Raw genomic sequence first — 19,193 nt, forward strand, 5'->3', positions numbered from 1 at the left:
CGCGCATGGCGCCCGCCCATGACCTACCTCTCCTGGTTTCGTGAGAACAAAACAGTCGAGGGGTGGAGAGAAAATGAAAACAATCGCAACATCAAAGGGTAACCGCATCGAGCGGCTGATGCGCGGCGCGTTGCTGACCGGCGCCAGCGCCGCCGCGATCTTCGCGGCTTCCACGGCCCGCGCGCAGGATGCCCCTGCCGGCGCCGCGCCGAGCGCCCAGAGCGAAGAAGCGACCGAAACCACGGGCGACATCGTCGTCACCGGCAGCCGCATCAAGAGCCCGACGCTCACTTCGCCCTCGCCGCTTCAGGCGGTGACCGCCGAGGATATCGAACGCACCGGCCGCCTCGACATCCAGGAAGTCCTCCAGTCCAATCCCTCGTTCGGCGTCCCCGGCCAGTCGCGCAACACGTCGAACTACGGCGCGCTCAGCGCCGGCCTGTCGACGGTCAATCTGCGCGGCCTCGGCGCCAACCGTACCCTGGTGCTGATCGACGGCCGCCGCGTCGTCGCCGGCGTGCCCGGTTCGGCGCAGGTCGACCTGTCGATGATCCCGAGCTCGTTCATCGAGCGCGTCGACGTGCTGACCGGCGGCGCCTCGGCGGTATATGGCTCGGACGCCGTCGCCGGTGTGGTCAACTTCATCTATCGCAAGAATTTCGAAGGCGTACAGCTCAATGCCCAGACGGGCATCTCCGAGCAGGGCGACGACAACCAATATTCGGCGAATCTCACCGCCGGCGGCAACTTCGCCGACGGGCGCGGCAATGTCATCGCCTATGCCGGCTGGTCGAAGCAGGGCGCCGTCTCGTCCGCCAGCCGCGCACGCAGCCGCTCGGACCAGACCAGCATCGGCGCGCTCCAGCGCAGCAACAACCGGACCGACGCGAACCTCACCGCCGCGCAGAACCTGTTCAAGGCGCAGCGCAACTTCTCGACCGTGGTTCCCGCGAGCACGTTCAACGCCGGCACCGCCAACTACATCGTCGACTCGGCCGGCACCGTTCGTCCGTTCAGCAGCGCGACCGACGGCTTCGATCGGACGCCGTTCGACAATATCTCGGTGCCGATCGAGCGCCGCAACTTCGCCGCGCGGGCGAACTACCAGGTCAGCGAAGGAATCAATTTCTTCGCCGAGGGCAGCTATGCCAACACCACGTCGAAGGGCCTGCTCGAGCCTTCGCCGCTGGTCCCTACCGGCGCGCTGGGGCTCTTCCGCCAAGGCAATGGCCGCTACAATATCGAGCAGGTTGTCACCAATCCGGCCAACGCGGCGCAATCACAGATCGTGCGCAACCCGCTGGTCCCGGCCGGGCTCTACAATGTCGCGACCGACACCAACGGCGATGGCTTCCGTGATGTCGCGGTGTCGCGCCGCCTCGCCGAATTCGGCCAGCGCTTCGCGATCTTCGATCGCACCACCTTGCGGATGGTCGTCGGCGCCGAAGGCAAGCTCGGCGACAAATGGAATTGGGACGTCTCGTATAATTGGGGCAAGACCACTGCCGACAGCCGGCTGACCGGGCTGATCAACCAGGATCGCGCGGTCCAGGCGCTGAACGTCATCCAGGATGTCTATGACGCCAATGGCAACGGCAACACCGCCGAGGCGATCTGCGCAAGCGCCGAAGCCCGCGCGCAGGGCTGCGTGCCGTGGAACGTCTATGGCGCGGGCAAGGCGTCCGCGGCGTCGATCGCCTGGTTGGGTGTCGATTCCACGCGCAACGCTGTACAGACGCTCGACGTCGCGGCGGCCAACCTTTCGGGATCGCTGTTCGATCTGCCCGCCGGCGCGGTGCAGGTCGCGCTGGGCGCCGAATATCGCAAGGAATCGAGCAGCGAGGTCTTCGATCCCCTCTCGATCGCGGCGCGCAACGCCTATGTCCAGCAGACCAACACCTCGGGGCATTTCGACGTCAAGGAGCTGTTCGGCGAGCTCGTCGTCCCGCTGATCCACGACACCCCGTTCATCCACAGCCTGACGCTGCGCGGCGCCGCGCGCATGTCCGATTACTCCACGGTTGGCACCTTCTACGCCTGGAACGCCGGCGTCGAATGGGCGCCGATCCCCGACATCCGCTTCCGCGGCGTCTATGCCCACGCGGTGCGCGCGCCCAATATCGGCGAACTGTTCGCCGCGCCGGCGATCAGCATCTCGTCGGTCAACGATCCCTGCGCCGGTGTCACCGCGACGAGCACCGGCACGACCAGCACCACCTGCCGCGCCGATGCCGGCGTCGCCGCGAACATCGCCGCCAACGGCGTGTTCACGCTCAGCCAGTCGGATCTTCAGGGCGTCGGTGGGCTCAACGTCAGCAACCCGAACATCCAGGAGGAATCGGCGCGCACCTGGACCTTTGGCGCAGTGATCAACCCGATCTCGATCCACGCGCTGCGCAACCTCACGCTCACCGTCGATTATTACAACATCAAGCTCGACGACGCGATCGCACGCACCAGCCGCGATTTCATCCTCCAGCAATGCTATCTCAACAATGACCCGGACTTCTGCTCGCTGATTTCGCGCCGCACCATCGCGTCGGGCCCGTACAGCGCCGGTTCCATCCAGCTGGTCAATTCGCAGCTGATCAACAGTGGCGGGGCATCAACCGAAGGCGTCGACACCACTTTGTCCTGGCGCCTGCCGCTCGGCGGCGCGACCGCGAGCTTCGCGGCGAGCTGGACCCATCTGATCCGCCAGGGCGGCATCCCGCTGACCGGCGCGGCGTTCGATCGTTCGGACGGCGAGATCAACACGCCCAAGGATCGCGCCAGCTTCTCGGTCGGCGTCGACACCGACAGCTTCGGAGTCAACTTTAACGGCCAGTATATCGGCGCGTCCTATCTGGACGATCAGTATCGCGCGCGCTTCCTGCTCGCCGACGGGGCGCTGCCCGACAAGAAGTATTTCCGCGTCGACTCGGCTTTCTATGCCGACATGCAAATGCGGTTCACCGTCGACAAGGGCTTCGAGTTCTTCGCCGGCGTCAACAATCTGCTCGATACCCAGCCGGCGCCGGTGATCACCGGCCTCACCGGCAGCGTGACCGGAACCGAGACCGCGGCGGGCACCTACGACCCGATCGGCCGCCGCTATTATTCGGGCGTCCGCCTCAAATTCTGATGTTCCCCGGCCATTTTGGCCTCCATCTGGGGCGGCGCCGCGGCGTCGCCCTTTTTTTTGTACCGGCCCGTTTCTGCGCCACAATCGCGTCAACCGGAGAGTATGTAATGACTCGAACCCTTGCCCTGCTCGCTGCAACGGTCCTGAGCACGGCGGTGCTACCGCCTTCTTTCGCCCAAGTAGCGCCCGCCAATCCGGAACTGCTCCGCGAGTTCATCTACACACAGGCGCCCTATCCGCAGGCGCACGCCTCGACTCTCGTCGAGCTCAAATCGGGCATACTCGCCGCGGCGTGGTTCGGCGGCACGGGCGAACGCAACCCCGATGTCGAGATCTGGTTCGCGCGTCGCGGCCCCAACGGGTGGGAACGTCCCGCCTCGGTCGCCAACGGCGTCCAGCCGAGCGGCCCACGCCTCCCCACATGGAACCCCGTCCTGTTTCAGGATCCCGCCGGTGCGCTCCACCTCTTCTACAAGGTTGGCCCCAGCCCCGCGGCCTGGTGGGGCATGGAGATCCATTCGACTGACGAGGGCAAGACCTGGAGTGCGCCCCGCCGCCTCCCCGACGGCATTCTCGGCCCGATCAAGAACAAGCCCGTCCAGCTTGCCAATGGCGACTGGCTGTCGCCCTCGAGCACCGAGCAGCCGGGAAACATCTGGAAGCTCCACTTCGAACGAAGCACCGACAAGGGCGCGACATGGAAGCGGACCGCCCCGGTGGAATCGCCAGTGCATCTGGATGCGATCCAGCCGAGCATCCTCTTTCACAAGGATGGCGTGCTCGAAGCGGTGGCGCGCACCCGCCAGGGCGCGCTCGCGATGACCTGGTCGAGGGACAATGGCGTGACCTGGTCGCCGCTCGCCGCGATCGACTTGCCCAATCCCAATTCAGGGACTGACGCAGTGACGCTCCGCGACGGCCGTCAGCTGATCGTCTACAATCACAGCGGACATCGCGTCGATCAGCCGGGCAAGGGACCGCGCTGGCCGCTCAATATCGGGCTCTCCGACGACGGCGTGACGTGGCGCAACGTGCTGACGCTCGAATCCGCGCCGCTCCCCAGCGGATATGCCTACCCCGCCGTGATCCAGACCCGCGATGGGCTGGTCCACGTCACGTACACCCATAACCGCGAGCGCGTCCGCCACGTGGTGATCGACCCGCGCCGATTGCGCTGAGGCCGCTCACGCCGGCGCGACGCGTTCCTCGTCGAGTTCGTCGAGCGATTTGCCTTCGTTGCGCGGGGCGCCAAGGAAGCCGATCAGGCCGCTGATCACGAGGAAGCCGGTGAGGATCCACGCGAGCGTGGTGAACCCCGTCGCGGTCAGCATCGGCACGAAGAAGCTGAACACGCCCAAGGTCACCCGGACGACTGCGAACATCACCCCCTGCGCGGTGCTGCGCAGCAAGGTCGGGAACATCTCGCCGCTCCACAGCTGGAAAAAGCATTGCGCGCCGAAGCCTTGGCCGAACGCCATCAGGAACACGTGGATCAGCGCGACCGGCAAGGTGAGCGGGAATATCGCGAGCAACGCCATGCCCACCACCTGGATCACTGCCGAGGCGAGGAACATCATCCGCTGGTTCACCCGGTCGGAGAACCGCATGAAGATCAACCAGATCGACAGCATGCCGATCAGGAAGCTCAGCGCCTGAATCGCCACCGAGGCGACTTGGCTCTGATTGCCCACGGTGCGCAGGATATAGGGGAAGAAGAAGCCATTGGTTCCCGCCCACAGGTTCCAGAACACGTACATGCCGGCGAGGAACGCCATCGATCGGATGTGCTGGCGGGTGAACAGGTCGCGAAGCCGTGCCCGCTCGGGTGCCGGTCCGCCGGCTTTGGCGCTGGCCTGCGCCTCCAGCCAGCGTTCGGATTCGGGCATTCGCGATCGCAGGAACGTCAGCGCCACCGCGAGGATGGCGAGATGCGCGAATACGATGCGCGCACCCAGCAGGCCGAGCGGCGAGAGCACGAGGAACATCAGCAGCACGACGACGGGTCCCAGATACCAGAGCACCTGCGCGACGCCGCTATGCTTTCCGCGCTCGCGGTCCGGCGCCATTTCAAGGATCAGCGACCACGAAGCGGGAATGTCGGCGCCCACCGCCAGCCCGACGAGAAAGAAGCCGAGCACGATCATCCACGCGTTCATCGCGAAGATCAGCCAGAGCATGCCGAACGCGTAGAACAGCATGTCGTATTGGTAGATCTTCTTGCGCCCGAATAGATCGCACATCCGCCCGCCGATCAGCGCGCCGATCCCCGCCGCGATCGCATTCGGGCCGAACGCGCCGAGCAGCCCGACCAGATTATTGTCGAGATGATAGGCTTCGACCCACAATGCCAGCGCCGCCGATCCGGCGACGATCGAACCCGAATCGATGTAATTGGCCAGCCCCGCGAGGATGGTGTTCTTCCAATCTTCCGGCTTGCTGCCGCCAGCCTGCCCGGGCTGTCCGGCGATCGTCGCTGTCATGGTGGTCGCTCTCCCGATCCCGCTTGCCGGGAGGCTGCGGATTTGCGATCAGGAATATATCGAAGAAATTCGAAAGTCCATCCGGCTCGGTGACTGTTCGAAATGCAATGGTCGCCTCAGGAATCCGCACCGATGCCCGTTACTTTTCCTCTCTCGAAAACTGACGACACCGCCGCGCTGCTGGACAGGTTGCGCGGGATCGTCGGGCGGAGGCATGTGCTTGCCAGTGACCGCGAGACGCATCGCCATCGCACCGGCTTTCGCTTCGGCAGCGGCCCGGTGTTGGCAGTGGTGCGTCCGGGCACGATGGTCGAACAATGGCGGGTGCTGCAAGCCTGCATCGCCGCGGGGGTGATCGTGATCCCGCAGGCGGCGAACACCGGGCTGACGGGCGGATCCACGCCGCACGGCGCCTATGATCGGCCGGTGGTCGTCATCAATACGTTGCGAATCAAGGGACTGCACCTGATCCGCGAGGGCGCGCAGGTGATCGCGCTGCCCGGCACGACGCTGTACGAACTGGAGGCACGGCTGAGGCCGCTCGGCCGCGAGCCGCATTCGGTGATCGGATCCTCGTGCATCGGTGCGTCGGTGATGGGCGGGGTGTGCAACAATTCGGGCGGCGCGCTGGTCCGCCGCGGCCCGGCCTATACCGAGCTGGCGCTCTATGCGCAGGTCGACGAACACGGCGTGCTTTCGCTGGTCAATCATCTCGGCATTGCGCTGGGTAACGATCCGGTGATGATGCTGGACCGGCTCGAACGCGGCGCCTTCGCGGAATCCGAGGTGACCGCGACGACCGATCGCGCCGCATCGGATCCGCATTACGGCGCGCATGTCCGTGCGATTGATGCCGACACTCCGGCGCGGTTCAACGCCGATCCGTCGCGGCTGTTCGAAGCCTCGGGAAGCGCCGGCAAGGTGATGGTATTCGCGGTTCGTCTCGACACCTTCCCGAAAGAAGCCCGGACCCGCGTCTTCTACATCGGGACCAGCGATCCGGCCGAACTGGCGGAGCTGCGCCGGACGATCCTCAGCAGCTTCGCGCACCTGCCGATCGCGGCGGAATATATGCACCGCGAGGCGTTCGACATCGCGGCGCGCTATGGCAAGGACACCTATCTCGCAATCCGCCATCTCGGCACCGATCGCCTGCCGCTGTTATATGCGATCAAGGCGCGAGTGGATTCGCTGGCGGCGCGCTTGCCCTTCCTCGGCAGCCATCTTTCTGATCGGATGCTGCAATGGCTAGCCGATCGAATGCCCGATCATCTGCCCGCCCGGATGGGCGCCTGGCGCGACTGCTACGAGCATCATCTCGTGCTGCGGATTGCCGAGGACGGGGTGGCGGAGGTGCGGGCGGCGCTGTCGGCGCGCTATCCCTCCGCCGCAGGCGACTGGTTCGAATGCACGCAGGCCGAGGGCGACGCCGCCTTTCTGCATCGCTTTGCCGCCGCTGGCGCCGCGATACGCTACCGGCAGATCCATGGCGACGCGGTCGAGGACATCGTCGCATTGGACATCGCTTTGCCCCGCAACACCCAGGACTGGTTCGAGCGGCTGCCCGAGGCGTTATCCGCGCCGATCCTGCACAAGCTCTATTACGGCCACTTCCTCTGCCACGTCTTCCATCAGGACTATATCGTCCGCAAGGGCACCGACCCGCTCGCGCTCGAACATGCGATGTGGGCGCTGCTCGACCGCCGCGGCGCCGAATATCCCGCCGAGCACAATGTCGGGCACCTCTACCCCGCCAAGCCGGCGCTGCGCGCGCATTACCTGGCGCTCGACCCCTGCAACATGTTCAACCCCGGCATCGGCCACACCAGCCGCGAAGCGGCGCGCTGATCCTCAGCCGGCGGGCTGCGCCGCCGCTTCCACCGCCGCGCGCCACCGGCTCAGCATCGCGGCACGATCTGCTCCGCGCATCATCGGCTCGAAACGATCACGCTCCCCGTCAGGCCATCGGTCGCTGACGAGCCCGGCGGCCTCCGCCGCCAGTCGGGCGACGCCGCGGGCGCCGAGGTCGAGCTGGCCCGGGCGCAGCACGGGGCGCCCGATCGCGTCGGCGAGGATCTGGACGAGCAGATCGTTAGCCGCTGCCCCGCCATCGACCGACAAAGTCGCGGGCGGCGTGCCGAGATCGGCGTCCATCGCGAAGACGATGTCGGAAATCTGGAGCGCGATCCCTTCGAGCACCGCGCGCGCGACATGTGCGGGGCGTGTGCCGAGCGACATGCCGGTCAACAGTCCGCGCGCGGCATCGCGCCAATGCGGCGCGCCGAGCCCGGCGAGCGCGGGGACGAAGGTCACGCCGTCGCTTCCCGCCACCGAGGCGGCGAGAGTCCCGAGCTCGATCTCGTCCTTGAGGTTCATCAGCCGCACGGCGAACGCAGCCGCGTGGCCCGAGACCGCGACATTGCCTTCGAGCGCATGGAAGACCCGCTCGCCCTTGACCCAGGCGATCGTGCTCCAAAGGCCGCGCGAAGAATGGACGCGTCCCGGAGTCACGCCCATCAGCGACGATCCCGTCCCGCAGGTCACCTTGGCCTGCCCCGCATCGGCGAAACCGTGGCCGAGCAAGGCGGCGTGCGAATCGCCCATCATCGTATGGATCGGCAGTCCCGAAGGCACACCCGCCGCACACGTCTCCCCAAAGCGCGAGTCCGATGGCCGGATCTTGGCGAGCACCGATGCGGGAATCCCGAACAGCGCCAGCATCGCGGGGTCCCAGTCGAGCGTGTCGAGCGACATCAGCTGGGTCCGCGATGCATTGCTCGGATCGGTGGCGTGCGCCGTGCCACCGGTCAGCCGCCACAGGAGCCAGCTGTCGACCGTTCCCGCGCGAAGCTCGCCCGCCTCGGCACGCGCGCGTGCGCCCGGTGTCTCGTCGAGCAGCCAGGCGAGCTTGGTGCTCGACGCCAGCGGATCCACGCCGAGCCCGGTTGCCGCGACGATCGCCGCCTCGTGCAGGCGCAACGCCGCGCAGCGTTCGGAGGTCCGGCGGCATTGCCAGCTGATCGCCGGCGCCACCGGCTCACCACTCACGGCATCCCAGAGCAGCACCGTCTCACGCTGGTTGGCGATGGCGATGGTCGCGACCTCGACGCCGGAAGTCGTCGCCAGCACTTCAGCGATCGCGCCTGCCACGCTGCCCCAGATCGCCTCGCCCGACTGCTCGGCCCAGCCGGGACGGGGAATCGTCACGCCCAGCGGATGCGACGCGCGACCCAGCACCTCGCCGGTATCGGCGGCGATCAGCAGCGCCTTGGTGTTGGTCGTTCCCTGATCGACCGCGAGGATCGCCGCGCGCGTCATCAGCCGCGCCGGGCGACCAGATCGCGCGCCGCCTGGGCGATGCCGGCGGCGCTGAGGCCGTGCTGCTCCATCAGCCATTCGGCCGATCCGGTTGGCAGGAAGCCGGGGAAGCCGAGGATGCGCACCGGCACCGGCCGTTCGGCGACGACACATTCCGCCACCGCACCGCCCAGCCCGCCGCGGACGACATGCTCCTCGGCGGTAACGATCCCGCCCGTGCCTGCCGCGGCGACCACTGCCTCCACGTCGAACGGGGCGATCGTCGCCATGTTGAGCACCCGCGCCTCGATGCCCTCAGCAGCGAGGATGTCGGCGGCGGCAAGCGCGTGGTGGACGAGGGTGCCGCAGGTGACGACTGCGACGTCGCCGCCGTCGCGCAGTAGCTCGGCCTTGCCAATCTCGAAGCGCGCATCCGCCGGCCGCGGCAGCGCGGGCACCGGCATGCGGCTGATCCGGATGAACACCGGCCCCTGATGTGCGGCCGCCCAGCGGATCGCCTCGGCGGTTTCCCAGGGGTCCGACGGCACGATGATCGTCAGCCCCTTCATCGCGCGCAGCCAGGCGAGGTCCTCGATGCTGTGGTGAGTCGCGCCGAGTTCGCCATAGGCGACTCCGCTCGAGATTCCGCATAGCTTCACATTGGCGTTACTATAGGCGCAATCGGCCTTGATCTGCTCGAGCGCACGCCCGGTGAGGAAGCAGGCGGCGCCGCTGACGAAGGGCACCTTGCCGCCATTGGCCAGCCCCGCGCCAACACCGACCATGTTCTGCTCGGCGATGCCGACGTTGATCAGCCGCTCGGGAAAGCGCTCGTGGAACTTGCCGAGCTTGCTCGATCCGATCGAATCGTTGACCACCGCGACGATCCGCGAGTCTTCGCCCGCCAGCGCTTCCAACGTCTCGACATAGGCATTGCGGCAATCGAACATGCCCGTTGCCGGTACAGCCGCGCTCATGCCTGTAGCTCCGCATCGAGTTCGGCAAGCGCCTGCGCCAGTTGCGCGTCGCTCGGCGTCCCATGGTGCCAACCCGCCTGATTCTCCATGAAGCTGACGCCTCTCCCCTTCGTGGTGCGCGCGATCACGCATAGCGGCCGTGCCCGCCGAACCGCCGGAATGGCAAGTACCGAAAGCAATGCCGCCACATCGTGACCATCGACCTCCGCGACTTCCCATCCGAACGCCCGCCACTTATCGGCGAGCGGCTCCAGCGCATTGGTGTCCTCGGTCGTCGCGCCCTGCTGCAATCCGTTGCGATCGACGATCGCGGTCAAATTGCCGAGCCGGCGGTGCCCGGCGAACATCGCGGCCTCCCACATGCTGCCTTCCTGCAGCTCGCCGTCGCCGGTCAGCGCGAAGACATGATAGTCAGCCGCATCGATCTGCCCCGCCACTGCGATGCCCACTGCGACCGGCAGACCATGGCCCAGCGGCCCTGTATTGGTCTCCACGCCAGGCAGATAGGTGCGGTTCGGATGGCCGTTGAGCCGGGAGCCCGGCTGCAGATACGTCTTCAACTCCTCCACCGGGAAGAAGCCCGCCCGCGCCAGCGCCGAATAGAGAGCGCCGGTGCAATGCCCCTTGCTCATCACGAATCGGTCGCGACCCGGAGCATCGGGCACGGCGGGATCGATGCGCATCACGCCGAAATACAAGGTCGCGAGGATATCCGCCGCCGACATGTCGCCGCCCGGATGCCCCTGTCCCGCGCGATGCGCCATGAGCAAGGCCTGCCGCCGGATCCAGTTCGCGCGCTCCTTCACATGCGCGGCCTGCTCCGCGGATAGAAAAGTATCGGTTTCTCTGCTCACCATATCCTCACGTCGGGGTGCACCCCGAATGCATTGGTCGCGCCTTACGGGCTATTGCGATTTTTTTCGTTTATTTCGCTTTCTCGCAAAAATAACAAGCATCCATTTGACTATCCGCCCGCTCGCCGGGTAGCAAAGGCCAACGGCGGTCGCTGACGCGGCTGCTCAGGAAGAGGGTGAGAGGCATGCCACAAATCGGCGTCGATGCCGGGATGACCCTCGGCGCTGTCATGCTAGACCAGCTTCGGCATCGCATGTCGCGAGGCTGCTGGAGAACCGAATGATGGCACGGCCGACGACCCATGGTCTGCTTGGCGAAGCACGCCGCATGAAGATCCTCGAATGGTTGCAGGAAGAAGGGACCGCGCGAGTCCGCACCCTCGCTGAAGCCTTTGGCGTGTCGGAAGTCACGGTTCGCCAGGACCTCGAGAAGCTGGAAACCGAAGGCCATATCGTGCGCGAGCATGGCGGCGCCTTTCTCAAATCGGTGACGCAGCAAGTGCAGGCAATGGCGCTGCACCACATGATCCACATGGACGCCAAACGCCGGATCGGCCGCGCCGCCGCCGCAATGGTGGCGGACGGCGAGACCGTGATCCTCGATTCGGGATCGACGGTGACCGAAGTCGCCACGCATCTCGTCGATCGCGAGGGGCTGACGATCATCACCAACGCGCTCAACATCGCACTGGTGCTCGGCGGCCTCCAGACCTTCGAGGTCCATATGCCCGGTGGCCATTTCAAGGCGCCGACGCTGTCGCTGAGTGGTGAACGCTCGGCTGACTATTTCCACGGCCTGTTTGCGCAAAAGCTGTTTCTGGCAACCGCGGCGGTGTCGATCGAGGCAGGACTGACCTTCCCTTCGCTTTCCGACATCTCGGTGAAGCGGGCGATGATCTCGTCGGCCAGCGAAGTCATCCTCGTGGCCGACAGCAGCAAGATCGGCCGCCGGTCCTTCTCTTCGCTGGGCGGAATCGAACTCGTCCATGTGCTGGTGACCGACGAGGGAATCCGTGACGAGGATCGCGCCGCGTTCGAGGATGCCGGGGTGAAGGTCGTGATCGCATCATGAGCCGGGCGCACGCCCGGCCAGCCAGTTCCGCGCTCGGGCTGCACTGAGCGCTTCAATCGAGAGGAAGAATGCATGGCGAGCCAGCAGAAGTTCGGCGCGGGAATCTGGCATTTCGCGACCTATGTCGATCGCTATGCGACCGACGGCTACGGCCCGCCGCGCTCGCTGATCGAGATGATCGACCTCGCCGGGCAGGTCGGCGATCTGTCGGTGGTCGACATCAACTATCCCTTCCCGGGCGGCGAGACCGATTTCGCTGCCGTCGAAGCGGCGCTCAAGCGCAATAATCTCGACGTGATCGGCATTACGCCCGAAATCTACACCCGCGAATTCGCGCGCGGCGCCTTCACCAATCCCGACGCCGGGGTGCGCCGCCGCGCCAACGAACTGGTCACCGAAGCCGCCGACGTCGTCCGCCGCTTCGGCGCGGATTACGTCAAGCTCTGGCCCGGCCAGGACGGCTGGGACTATCCCTTCCAGGTCGATCACGGCGATCTCTGGCGGATGAGCATGGACGGCGTAGGCGAGCTTGCCCAGGCCAATCCCGACCTGAAGTTCGTCATCGAATATAAGCCGCGCGAGCCGCGCAATCACATGAGCTTCGACAGCGTTGCGCGGACCTTGCTGGGGATCGAGAAGATCGGCCTCCCCAATGTCGGCATCCTGCTCGATTTCGGTCATTCGCTCTACGGCGGCGAATCTCCTGCCGATGCCGCCCAATTGGCGATCGACCATGGCCGGCTGTTCGGCATGGACGTCAACGACAATTTCCGCGGCTGGGATGACGACATGATCGCCGGCTCGGTGCATCCCATCGAACTGTTCGAATTCTTCTACACGTTGCGCAAGAACAAGTGGGAAGGCGTGTGGCAGCTCGACCAGTTTCCGTTCAGAGAAGATTGCGTCGGAGCCGCGAAAAGCGCGATCGGCTTTCTCAAGCACATCGAGGGCGCGCTCGACCGTCTCGACTTCGATGCGATGCGCGCCGCGCAGGCGAAGCAAGACGCAGTTGCCGCGCTCGATCTGGCGCGCGCCGCCTTGTTCCAGTCGGGGCCCTCGTCCCCGCGCTGAGGCTCGAGCTCGACCAGGCAAAAAAGTGGCCCGCCTCCGTGAGGAGGCGGGCCCATTTGGGAGGCCCTCGGGGATCAAGGGCGGGGGGTTAGAAGTTGATCGTCGTTCCAACGGCGATCTGGCGGCCGAGCGAATCGTAGCGGGCCGATATCGTGTTCGCGCGCGACAGGCCGATATCGTACGAATTCGGCATGACCGGCGGCGTCTTGTCGAGAATATTGTTCGCCGCGACGCGGAACGAGAAGCCCTTCTGGATCCGGAAGTTCAGCGCGAGATCGAAATAGTCATACGCGTCGATCCGGTAGAAGGTCGTGCGCACCGAGTCCGGGCTCGCGCCGAGGCTCTCCTCGCCCGAGTTGGACGTCCGGGTGAGCGGGCCCAGATGGCGCCAGTTCAGCGACGCGCTGAAGAACTGGTCTGCCGTGGTCCAGGTGCCGCGCAGATTGTGCGTCCATTTCGCGATGAACTGGCCACAACCGGCACCGCCATAATAGCCCACGCAGTTGCGCTCTGCCAGGAACGACGCGTCCTGCGCGCCGGCCAGCGTGGTCAGCGAGCCCGAGAAGTCGAAGTCCACACGTCCGGCGCCGCCGAGCGGCAGTGCGTATTGCGCCTGGAAGTCCCAGCCGTGCGACTTGGTCTTGTAATAGTTGGTCGTGCCCTGGCGGATAAAGCCCGTGGTCGGGTTGCTCGTCGGAGTGCTCGAGAGCGTGCCGTTGGCGTTACGCACGAACATGCTGCAGAAGAACTCTTCGCCGGTTTCGGCGCAGCCGCGCGAAAAATAGGCGTAGTCGTTATACCCGATCGACTGGTTGAGATCGATCAGGAAACGATCGGCCGAGATGACCAGCCCCGGCAGGAACCGCGGCTTCAGGACCACGCCGAACGTCTTGGTGTAGGCGGTTTCCGGATCGACGGTGAACCCGCCGGCACGATACGTGCAGCCGACATCGGTCGGGCAGAGCAAAGTCGCGCTGCCGTAGAGGGCGTCGGAGAGCCCGGTGGCAGCGCAGGCCGCGCGCGATGCAACCGGCGCGCCATAGGTGTTGATCGGCTGACCATTCGGCCCGATCACAGTGCCAGTGATGGTCGGTGCGCAGATGTCGTTATACGCAGTGGTGATCCGGCCGTAGCTGGTGTTGGAGCCCTGGAACGCCTCGACCAAAGTCGGTGCGCGCTGGGCACGGTTGATCGAGCCGCGGAAAGTGATGTCCGGGATCGGCGCCCATACCGCCTCGGCCTTCCACGTCGAGAAGGTGTCGGGGTTGCTGCTGTACTTCGACAGACGGAACGCGCCGTTGACCTGAAGCAGGTCCGCGAACGGCTTGTCCTGCGCGATCGGTGCCTGAATCTCGACGTTGCCTTCCCATACATGCTGGGAGAGATACCGGTCGGCATCGTCGCTGACGTTCTCGCGCCAGAGCGCGTCGGCATGGCTGCGCAGCTGGTCTTCGCGATATTCGGCGCCGAACGCGATCGCCACGCCTTCTTCGGCCCAGGGGCTCTTGATGCCATAGGTGCCAAGATCACCCTGGACAGTGGCGATGCCGTTGTAGAGCGTGTTGGTCGTGGTCGAGTTGCCGTACGTGTCCTGGATCAGATAATTGTACAGCGCGCTGTTGTTGACCGAGGAATTGGCGCTGAACGGATCGAAGGGCAGGCAGCCGTTCGCGACGTCGTTGGCGCAGCTGATTACGCCGTTGTTGCTGACGACATTGAGCGCATTGTTGACGCGCGCATAGGTCGGCTGGGCCCAGCTCATGGTCATCTTGTTGCGGGCATAGACGCCGCCGATGTCATAGCTCCAGCCCTGCGCGAAGGCGCCGCGGACACCGCCGGTGATGCGGGTGCCCTGATTCAGGTAACGGTCTTCCAGATCCGGCACGCCGGTAAAGCGATAGCGTAGCTCGATCGGCACGAAAGTGGTGCTGCCCGCGGCCGCGCCGCAGATCGTCGTCGCCTGCGCCGCAGACATGTACGGATTGGCGCAGCTCACCTGGTATGGGCCGTCCGAATAAGCCGTCGAGCTATAGACGCGCGCCGGATAGACGTTCGCCGACTTGTCGCGGAACCACATCGCGCTGCTATAAATCTCGGCAGCGTCAGAGATCTCGAACGACGCGAAACCGCCGGCATTCCAGCGCTCGCTTTTGCGCTGGAACGAATAACCGTCATACGGGTTCGCCGCGAGCGCAGTCGAATAGGGCACGAAGGTGCGGGTGCCGTTCGGGTTGTTGACATAGACGTTGCCGTTATTCGGGCCCGATCGCGGCGAGACATAGCCGGTGCGCGTATAGGTCGAGATCGAGCAACTGAGCGGGCCGTCCTTGGCGCCCTCGACCAGCTGGCAGCCCGAAGTCTCGCGCGCGCTGTAGGGGACGAGGTTCGCCTGGCGATAATCGACATAGGCCGAGATGTGGAAGCGGTCGTCGAACAGCTTCTTGCCCGCGGTCAGCGACAGATCGACGCGGCCGCCATCGACGGCGAGGCCGTGATCGGGCTGGTTGAAACCGTATCCGCTGGCGACCTGCGAAACGAGGCCCGGCTTGTTCTGGTGCGCGTAGAAATTGTAGTTCGCGTTGGCCTGGATGCCTTCGAAATCATTGTCCATGATGAAATTGACGACGCCGGCGACTGCGTCCGAACCATAGACCGCCGAAGCGCCGCCGGTGAGCACGTCGACGCGCGAGATCAGCGAAGTCGGGATCATGTTGGCATCGAGGCCGTTCATCGTGCCGAGGCGCTTGCCATCGACGAGGATCAGCGTGCGCTCAAAGCCGAGGTTGCGCAGCTTGATGCGCTGGCGGCCGTCCGAATCCTGATAATTCTGCTGGCTGTCGGGTGCGATCGAGGGGATGCGGTTGAGCACTTCCTCGATGTTCACCGCTGCCTGGGCGCGGATCGAATCGGAAGTGACCGAAGTGATCGGCGACGCCGCGGCGGCGTTGGGACGCGTGATCCGCGAACCGGTGACGACGATCACTGCATCCTCGTTGCTGTCGGCCTCGGCCTGTTCAGCCTGGGTATCCGCGATCTGGTCCTGCGCCATCGCGGGCATCGCATAGACGCCTGCGATGCAGGTTGAGGCGAGCAGAAATGTATTCAATTTCTTCATCGGTTTTTCCTTTTTGGCTCCCTGAACTTCACTTCGCGCCGCGTGGCCCTTTGAGGCTCTCCGCGGCACGCACTTCCGTGCGACCTTCGGGGTCGGTAACTGCAAATGTGAAACCCGGCTGGAGGGCATAGCCGCCCACCTCGCCGCGCGTGTCGATCGCGAGAAACGCGACCTGGGCATCCTTGACCGCGTCTCCGCGCAGTTGGGCGATGTGGCGAACCGCCTCGCGGCAGGCCGCCGCCGGGCGCATCCCGGCGCGCATCGACGCGACGACGCGCGCCGTGCCCGCGATCCGGGTGATTTCCTCGCCGACGCCGGTCGCCGTCGCGGCGCCGACGCCCCGCTCGACGAACAGGCCGCAGCCCGCCTGGGGCGAGTCGCCGACCCGGCCGCGCAGCTTGAACGCCATGCCCGAAGTGGTGCAGGCGCCCGCCAGCGCACCATCGGGCCCGCAGGCGAGCAGGCCGATCGTATCGTGGTCGAGCGCCGAGCCGCGCTGGTTCTCACTATTGGCGACCGGCTTGTACTCGGCGGTCTCGAGCCATTTGCGCCATGCCGCCTCGGCCTCGGGCGTCAGCAGCCTGGTGGTCTCGAACCCTTGCGAAAGCGCGAACTGGCGCGCGCCCGCACCCACCAGCATGGTGTGCGGAGTCTTTTCCATCACGCGCCGAGCGACCGAGATCGGATGCAGAATGTCCTCGAGCGCGGCGACCGCGCCCACATTGCCGCGATCGTCCATGATGATCGCGTCGAGCCTCACGTGCCCGTCGCGATCGGGATAGCCGCCAAGGCCCACAGAATGATTGGAGGCGTCCGCCTCGGTGACTTGCGCGCCCGCCTCGAGCGCGTCCAGCAGATTGGCGGTAGCCTTCCAGCGGCTATAGGCTGCGGCGTTGGCGGCGGCGCCGAAATCCCAGGTCGACACCATGAAACTGCGCGGCTGCGACTGCGCCAGCACAGGCTGCGCTACAGCAACCGCGGCTCCACCGAGCCCAATTGCGAGTGCGCCGCGACGAGACGTCTTCATGGACACGATCCCTGGTACCCGGACTCTGGCGTCCCTCCGGCCGCCTCGATGCCGCCGGAGCCGTCATTCAGACGCACCGGCAACGCAACAGGATTGTCATATATGAAACATAATTTCAATACCAAAAACAACTTTGGTGCTATTGTTTGGGCAGATCTTACGTACCAACGCCATGGTTGCGCACGCTCCGCGGCCCGCCAGCATACGCTGGCGGGATTGATGCTTTGGCAGGCGCAGGAGCGGCAGGGTTAGCGCGGGGAGATGAATCCACCGATGCCGGCTATTGCGAGCCGCGCGGCCGGCACCGCTGCCTCGGCAAAGGTCAGTCGCAAGAAGCGCGCCGGCCTCGCCGTGGCGAAGGCGATCCGCTGCGTGGACAGCGCATAGGCGATATTGGAGAATTCACCTGCCGCCGCAGGTTCCCAATTGGTTCCATCCAGACTCGTCTCGGCGACATAGCCTTTGGGCGGGGCGGCGCCGGTCATCACCTGGCGCGAGGGCGTCAGGCTGAACCCGGCGAGCATCGGATCCGCGCCGAGATCCATAGTGACGCGAGCCGGCGCCCCGGGCATCGGCCGCGCCTGCACCCAGATGCTCGCGGCCTCATTGTCGAGCAGTTTCTCCGCACCAGGGGCGCTGGCCGACACGATCTTCCATTTGGTCACGTCGAGCACGGTGGGGTCGGTCGACACGATCGGTGGCACGGGCACCGGCGCGACGGCGTGGAACAGCGCGAACTCGCTGATCGCGGGGCACGCCCGCGCCTCCAGCACGCGCAGCCGCACACGGCGCGGTGCGATCGGCGCATCGAGCCGGATGATCCGTTGTGCCGAGATGCATTCGTGCTCGGCGAGGGTGCGCCAGCCACCGTCGATCTCCGCGTCCACTGCGAAGCGCGTCACGCGGACGCCCAGCGGCAGATATTCCCGCAGCCGGATCACGTCGAAGCGCGTGCCGGGCTGGAGATCGAGCGTGAGGGTGGGGGTCGCGACGCCATCTGGACTTGCCCAATAGGTCTCGCGATTGCCGTCGAGCACGCGTGCCGGTGCGAAGCCGGTGCCGCGACTGTGGCTCGCATGCGCGACGGCGCCCTTGGCCAGGTCGCGCGCAAAGGTCGCGCGGACCGCGTCGCCGAACGACTTGAGGATCCGGAAGTCCTGGTCCGGGATTCGTCCTCTGCGATCGGGGGGTATGTTGAGGTTCAGATTGGTGCCCCGCCCCACCGACTCGTCGTACAGCCGGATCAGCCGCTCGGGGCTTTTGACCTTCGAATCCTCGTCGGCGTGGTAGAACCAGCCCGGACGGATCGAGACGTCGGTTTCGGCCGGCCACCAGATCGCGCCGCCACGCACCCCGGAATTGCCTTCCTTCTGGTCATAGGGTTTGTCGGGCATGGTCGGCCAGCACGGATCCCCGGCGACGCCGTCCTCATTGCCCACCCAGCGGATGTCCGCCCCCAGCGGATCGAAGGTGCAGGCGTCGGGCTGGAGCTTGTGCACCAATGCGACGATCGACGGCCAGTCGTAATAGCGCGGCGCATCGATCTTCCGCGCCTCGCGCGCGCCGCCATAATAGCCGTCACCGCCATTGGCGCCGTCGAACCAGACCTCGAACAGCCGGCCGTACCGCGTACAGAGTTCGGTCAGCTGCGCGCGATAATAGTCGACATAGGCCGGGCGGCCATATTCGGCGTGGTTGCGATCCCATGGCGAGAGATACAGCCCGAAGGGGAGTCCCGCACGCCGACACGCATCGGCCATCTCGCGGACGATATCACCCTTGCCGCCTTTATAGGGGCTGTTGCGGATGCAATGCTCGGTCAGCTTCGTGGGCCACAGGCAGAAGCCGTCATGATGCTTGGCGGTGAGGATCAGCCCCTCGAGCCCGCCAGCCTTGGCCGCCGCGACGATCTGGTCGGGATCGAATTCGCTCGGATCGAACAATTTGGGGTCCTCGTCGCCGAAGCCCCATTCCTTGTCGGTGAAGGTGTTGATCGAGAAATGGACGAACGCGTATTGCTCGCGCCCATGCCACCGCCATTGCCGCGGGGTGGGCACTGCACCGAACGGAGTCGGCGATGCGGTCCGCGCCAGCGCGGGGGCGGCGGGAAGCGCGCTCGCGGCGAGCCCGGTTGCGATCAGCGTGCGCCGGGAAAGCTCGGTCATACCAGTCCTCT

The 19,193-nt window shown here is 65.7% G+C and carries 12 protein-coding genes; 5 read left to right on the forward strand and 7 right to left on the reverse strand.

Translation table 11 applies throughout. The features are described from left to right. Window positions 1–73 precede the first annotated feature (73 nt). Together CVN68_RS12580 and CVN68_RS12585 are read left to right on the forward strand one after the other, a co-directional pair. Window positions 74–3,124 (forward strand): TonB-dependent receptor domain-containing protein, encoded by a 3,051-nt coding sequence (locus tag CVN68_RS12580; protein ID WP_100282514.1) that lies wholly within the window; start codon window positions 74–76, stop codon window positions 3,122–3,124. Window positions 3,125–3,231: 107 nt separating this feature from the next. Further along, on the forward strand, window positions 3,232–4,302 hold the full coding sequence (locus tag CVN68_RS12585; RefSeq protein WP_100282515.1) for a sialidase family protein: 1,071 nt from the start codon (window positions 3,232–3,234) through the stop codon (window positions 4,300–4,302). Window positions 4,303–4,308: 6 nt separating this feature from the next. Here CVN68_RS12585 and CVN68_RS12590 read toward each other — a convergent pair whose 3' ends face one another. Beyond that, the gene (locus CVN68_RS12590) at window positions 4,309–5,604 is read right to left on the reverse strand and encodes an MFS transporter (RefSeq protein WP_100282516.1); all 1,296 of its coding nucleotides are present in this window, start codon (window positions 5,602–5,604) and stop codon (window positions 4,309–4,311) included. 132 nt (window positions 5,605–5,736) lie between these two features. On the opposite strand from CVN68_RS12590, the gene dld reads away from it, so the two are divergent. Further along, a complete protein-coding gene (gene dld, locus CVN68_RS12595; RefSeq protein ID WP_100284381.1) occupies window positions 5,737–7,452 on the forward strand; it encodes a D-lactate dehydrogenase in 1,716 nt (571 codons plus the stop codon). A 3-nt stretch (window positions 7,453–7,455) separates the two neighbouring features. Here the strand turns inward: dld and CVN68_RS12600 are convergent, their stop codons facing one another. Genes CVN68_RS12600 through CVN68_RS12610 form a run of 3 tightly spaced genes read right to left on the reverse strand, consistent with a single transcriptional unit; the run spans window position 7,456 to window position 10,732 of the window. Continuing rightward, complete coding sequence (locus CVN68_RS12600; RefSeq protein ID WP_158298874.1) at window positions 7,456–8,922, reverse strand: FGGY family carbohydrate kinase; 1,467 nt, start codon at window positions 8,920–8,922, stop codon at window positions 7,456–7,458. Further along, window positions 8,922–9,878 carry a transketolase family protein gene (locus tag CVN68_RS12605; RefSeq protein WP_100282518.1) on the reverse strand — a complete coding sequence of 319 codons (957 nt, stop codon included), beginning with the start codon at window positions 9,876–9,878 and terminating at the stop codon, window positions 8,922–8,924. Before CVN68_RS12605 ends, CVN68_RS12600 begins: the two co-directional genes overlap by 1 nt. After that, window positions 9,875–10,732 carry a transketolase gene (locus CVN68_RS12610; protein ID WP_233503329.1) on the reverse strand — a complete coding sequence of 286 codons (858 nt, stop codon included), beginning with the start codon at window positions 10,730–10,732 and terminating at the stop codon, window positions 9,875–9,877. Before CVN68_RS12610 ends, CVN68_RS12605 begins: the two co-directional genes overlap by 4 nt. Window positions 10,733–11,060: 328 nt before the next feature. Here CVN68_RS12610 and CVN68_RS12615 point away from each other — a divergent pair, with 328 nt between their 5' ends. Next, the gene (locus tag CVN68_RS12615) at window positions 11,061–11,804 is read left to right on the forward strand and encodes a DeoR/GlpR family DNA-binding transcription regulator (RefSeq protein ID WP_233503330.1); all 744 of its coding nucleotides are present in this window, start codon (window positions 11,061–11,063) and stop codon (window positions 11,802–11,804) included. Window positions 11,805–11,876: 72 nt separating this feature from the next. Further along, the gene (locus tag CVN68_RS12620; RefSeq protein ID WP_100282520.1) at window positions 11,877–12,875 is read left to right on the forward strand and encodes a sugar phosphate isomerase/epimerase family protein; all 999 of its coding nucleotides are present in this window, start codon (window positions 11,877–11,879) and stop codon (window positions 12,873–12,875) included. An 88-nt stretch (window positions 12,876–12,963) separates the two neighbouring features. Here the strand turns inward: CVN68_RS12620 and CVN68_RS12625 are convergent, their stop codons facing one another. From CVN68_RS12625 to CVN68_RS12635, 3 genes are all read right to left on the reverse strand, one after another. After that, window positions 12,964–15,990 carry a TonB-dependent receptor domain-containing protein gene (locus CVN68_RS12625; RefSeq protein WP_233503331.1) on the reverse strand — a complete coding sequence of 1,009 codons (3,027 nt, stop codon included), beginning with the start codon at window positions 15,988–15,990 and terminating at the stop codon, window positions 12,964–12,966. A gap of 28 nt (window positions 15,991–16,018) precedes the next feature. Then, window positions 16,019–17,017 (reverse strand): N(4)-(beta-N-acetylglucosaminyl)-L-asparaginase, encoded by a 999-nt coding sequence (locus tag CVN68_RS12630; RefSeq protein ID WP_100282521.1) that lies wholly within the window; start codon window positions 17,015–17,017, stop codon window positions 16,019–16,021. A 248-nt stretch (window positions 17,018–17,265) separates the two neighbouring features. Continuing rightward, window positions 17,266–19,182, reverse strand: a complete 1,917-nt coding sequence (locus CVN68_RS12635) for an alpha-L-fucosidase (protein WP_100282522.1) — start codon at window positions 19,180–19,182, stop codon at window positions 17,266–17,268. Window positions 19,183–19,193: the final 11 nt, after the last annotated feature.

The sequence above is a fragment of the Sphingomonas psychrotolerans genome, from assembly GCF_002796605.1.
Classification (GTDB): Bacteria; Pseudomonadota; Alphaproteobacteria; order Sphingomonadales; family Sphingomonadaceae; genus Sphingomonas; species Sphingomonas psychrotolerans.